Here is a 489-nt window from a genome sequence, read left to right as displayed (position 1 = left end):
AAAGAAAGTATGCGCCTTTAGCTCAGTTGGTAGAGCAACTGACTCTTAATCAGTGGGTCCCGGGTTCGAATCCCTGAAGGCGCACCACAAGGCCCGTTGGTCAAGCGGTTAAGACGGCGGCCTCTCACGCCGCAAACATGGGTTCGATTCCCGTACGGGTCACCACCTACTTTTTCTTGAAAGAAAAAGTAGGCAAAAAGAACTTTATACTGAGCCTTTTGTAGGACGGAGAAAGTTCTTGACAGTGAGAAGAAAATTTGATAGAATACTTGCTGTTGAAAAAGACGGTAAGGAGAGAAAAAGATACGGAACTCTTCTTGTAGAAGGAAGTATGAAGTTTTCTTTGCTTACTTTCTTTTTCAAAAGAAAGTAAGTTGGTGCTGATTAGGGCGAGGGTCCACCCGTTCCCATTCCGAACACGGAAGTTAAGCTCGCTTCTGCCGAAAATACTTGCCTGGAGACGGGCCGGAAAGATAGGTAGTGCCAACA

At 46.0% G+C, this 489-nt stretch carries 2 tRNA genes and 1 rRNA gene; all 3 read left to right on the top strand.

What is annotated here, in order from left to right:
• Positions 1–11 precede the first annotated feature (11 nt).
• A tRNA-Lys gene (locus tag H6B31_RS16780) sits at positions 12–87 on the top strand.
• A 3-nt stretch (positions 88–90) separates the two neighbouring features.
• Positions 91–165 (top strand) — tRNA-Glu (locus H6B31_RS16775).
• Positions 166–373: 208 nt separating this feature from the next.
• A 5S ribosomal RNA gene (gene rrf / locus H6B31_RS16770) occupies positions 374–489 on the top strand.

It is taken from the genome of Pseudoflavonifractor capillosus (genome assembly GCF_016899775.1).
Classification (GTDB): Bacteria; Bacillota; Clostridia; order Oscillospirales; family Oscillospiraceae; genus Lawsonibacter.
The sequence above is the reverse complement of the archived record's forward strand: the minus strand, read 5'-3'. Positions and strand labels throughout refer to the sequence as shown.